The sequence below is a fragment of the Mycobacterium sp. genome, assembly GCF_035697385.1.
Lineage (GTDB): Bacteria > Actinomycetota > Actinomycetes > Mycobacteriales > Mycobacteriaceae > Mycobacterium.
Genome location: NZ_DASSCY010000313.1, coordinates 1 through 2,729 on the forward strand (window position 1 = coordinate 1; position 2,729 = coordinate 2,729).

Sequence of the window (2,729 nt, forward strand, 5' to 3'; positions counted from 1 at the left end):
CGCGCAGCGAGCGGTCCGAGTGTGGCTACCGCGAGGTCGAGCATGGGTGCTGCCGGGTCGACGGCGAGAAATGTCCATGCCGGATGGGCCGTCGCGAACGCCTTCACCTCCAGTCCCCCGCCGGCGCCGAGCACCAGCACCCGGGCGTCTGCGGGTGCACGTTCGGCGAGCAGCACCGATGCCATGGTGTGCACGTCGTGGTAGCCGGGCACGGTCCGCGGGGCCCACTCCGTGTAGGTCGCCACATGCGAAGCGTCGTCGAAGCCGCTGGAAGGTCCATTCATATCGACAGGATGTCGCCAGCCAGAGCCATTTGGCAATCTGTCTTGCCGATCTGGCAACCGACGCTCGACTGCGGCAGCCATGATTCGGCGACGGAATCGCCGATCTCACATTCGGCGCTCTGCCGACGTCTACCAAGTGTGAATAAAATCGACAGCGTCCTGCGCGGAATGTATGCCGCGGAAAGCGAATATCTCGCCGCTGGCGGGCCGGGAGCCGCGAGTTTCGACCCGCTTGCACCCTTCTTCGCTACCGATGTCGTACTGCACCAAGCCAATTCACTGCCCTACGGCGGAACCTGGCGCGGGCACGACGGCATGGAACAGTTCTTCGGCGCCATGAGCCAGACGTGGTCAGAGTTCGAGATGATCGATCAACAGTTCCTCTCGACGACTGAGACGGCGGTGGTCCTCACCCACGTCCGCGCGCGTGCCCGCGGCACCGGCAAGCGCGTCGAGTTCCCGATCCTGCAGACCATTCGCGTGGTCGACGGACGCATCGCCGAGGTGCGGCCGTTCTACTGGGACACCGCGGAAATCGCGGCCGCCTGCACCTGACGGCTGGGTTCAGCCAAGGGGTGACAGTCCCGCGGCGGTGAGCTTGTATGCACGGTGGTCTGGTTGTTCGGTCGCCGCGATCTCGAGGACGGCTTTGCCCACTTGCTCCGGGGTCAACGATGGCGATAACGACTGCACGAACGTGTCGACATCGACGCCTTGCCGCTGCGCGTAGGCGGCCGCCGCCGCTGCGCCCAGATCGGTGGCCGGCGTCAGCTGCGGGAGAACGGAGACGAACCTGATCCCGAGACCGGCTCGTTTCGATTCGGCTGCGGCGTAGTCGGCGATGAACTTCACGGTGGCCTTCGCCCCCGCGTAGCCGCCGCTCAACGGCGACCCGTTGATCGCCGCGCCGCTCGAGATAGCGATCACCAAGCTTCCCGGCACAAGCGGGCGCAGCAGGGCGCAGCGCATCCAGTGGAAGGCCTGCGCGACGTCGACATTCCAGTTCTGGCTGAACGACTCCCATGTCTGTTCTTGCAGCGCGGCCATCCGCGGAGAAGCCCCGGCGCACAGCACCAACGTCCGCGGCTGATGCTCGTCGATCAGTCGGCTCGCCGTCGCGGGGTCGGCGGCATCGGCGGTCACCTGCACACCGGGTGTGCGGGATACCCCCACGACGTGCACCCCCGCCGCCGAAAGCGCCGCAGCGATACCACGGCCGAATCCCCTACTCGCCCCGGTCACGATCGCCGTCGTGCCGTCGAGGGTGTTGCTTATTGATTCATTCACTGGAACTCCTTTTTGTCAGTGCGGTTGGTATGCCCGCACTAATTGAGATACGTCGCGCCGCCGCGATTCATCGGTCCGGATGAATTCCGGCCAGTGGATTGTCTGTACTGACGTGACGATCCAGCAGGACTTCATCGAGCAGGCGGCGCCGTTTCGCGCCGAATTGATCGCGCACTGCTACCGCATGCTCGGATCCGTGCACGACGCCGAGGATCTCGTCCAGGAAACGTACGTGCGCGGCTGGCGCGGCTACGCGTCATTGCAGGAGCACGCGGCGCTGCGCAGCTGGTTGTACCGGATCGCGACGAACGAGTGCCTGCGCGCGCTGGAGAACCGGGGCCGCCGGGTGCTGCCCGCGGGCCTGGGGGCAGGCTCGACCGACGCCGATGCGCTGCTCGACGACGGATCCGGCCATCTCTGGCTCGAGCCGCTGCCCGACACGTTGACGCCCGAAACAGCAGTCACCGCCAAACAGAGTGTTCGACTGGCGATGGCCACGGCGCTGCAGGACCTGCCTGCGCGCCAGCGGGCCGCGTTGATTCTGCGCGACGTCGTGCGGTTCAGCGCGGTCGAGGTGGCAGAGCTGCTGGACACGACGCCCGCCGCGGTCAACAGCGCGTTGCAGCGCGCCCGCGCCTACCTGGCCGAGGTGGCGCCCACCGAGGACGGCGTCGCCGAGCCCGACGACGAGCCGCGGCGCGAATTACTGGACCGCTACTGCTCGGCCTTTGAACGCGCCGACATCGCAGCTCTCACCGACTTGTTGCAAGCCGACGTCAGGATCGAAATGCCGCCTATACCAACATGGTTCACCGGACGAGACGCGGTGACCCAGTTTCTTGCCACCCGCGCGTTCGGCCGGCCCGGCGATGTGGCGATAATCCCGACTGCCGCCAACGGGCAGCCGGCGGTTGCGGATTACCGCCGCGATGCCGACGGCGTCATGTCGGCGCATGCGATCCACGTCCTGACGACCGGCCCTCGCGGGGTCAGTGCGATCACGGTCTTTCTCGATCCGACGCTGTTTACGGCGTTCGGTATGCCGCTGACCCGCTGAGTGGCAACTAGACCGTCGCGCCCGGGATGTACAACTCCAACAGGCTGGCGGGCAGGGAGTTCGTTGGCGACTTCGTGATCTGGCTGAGGGCCGAGATGCTC

The 2,729-nt window shown here is 66.4% G+C and carries 3 protein-coding genes and 1 pseudogene; 2 read left to right on the forward strand and 2 right to left on the reverse strand.

Annotated elements, in window-relative coordinates:
• A pseudogene (locus VFH65_RS26540) lies at positions 1-245 on the reverse strand (methyltransferase); the annotation flags it as partial.
• Here VFH65_RS26540 and VFH65_RS26545 point away from each other — a divergent pair.
• A complete protein-coding gene (locus VFH65_RS26545; RefSeq protein ID WP_353325712.1) occupies positions 246-839 on the forward strand; it encodes a nuclear transport factor 2 family protein in 594 nt (197 codons plus the stop codon).
• Between the two features lie 9 nt (positions 840-848).
• On the opposite strand, the gene VFH65_RS26550 is transcribed toward VFH65_RS26545, so the two are convergent.
• A complete protein-coding gene (locus VFH65_RS26550) occupies positions 849-1,571 on the reverse strand; it encodes an SDR family oxidoreductase (RefSeq protein WP_353325714.1) in 723 nt (240 codons plus the stop codon).
• A gap of 79 nt (positions 1,572-1,650) precedes the next feature.
• Here VFH65_RS26550 and VFH65_RS26555 point away from each other — a divergent pair, with 79 nt between their 5' ends.
• Positions 1,651-2,628 carry a sigma-70 family RNA polymerase sigma factor gene (locus VFH65_RS26555; RefSeq protein ID WP_414688514.1) on the forward strand — a complete coding sequence of 326 codons (978 nt, stop codon included), beginning with the start codon at positions 1,651-1,653 and terminating at the stop codon, positions 2,626-2,628.
• Positions 2,629-2,729: the final 101 nt, after the last annotated feature.

Bases quoted from the DNA above. Each gene is read 5' to 3' on its own strand.
- VFH65_RS26555 (WP_414688514.1), top strand. From the start codon at position 1,651: ATGAATTCCGGCCAGTGGATTGTCTGTACTGACGTGACGATCCAGCAG.
- VFH65_RS26545 (WP_353325712.1), top strand. From the start codon at position 246: ATGCGAAGCGTCGTCGAAGCCGCTGGAAGGTCCATTCATATCGACAGG.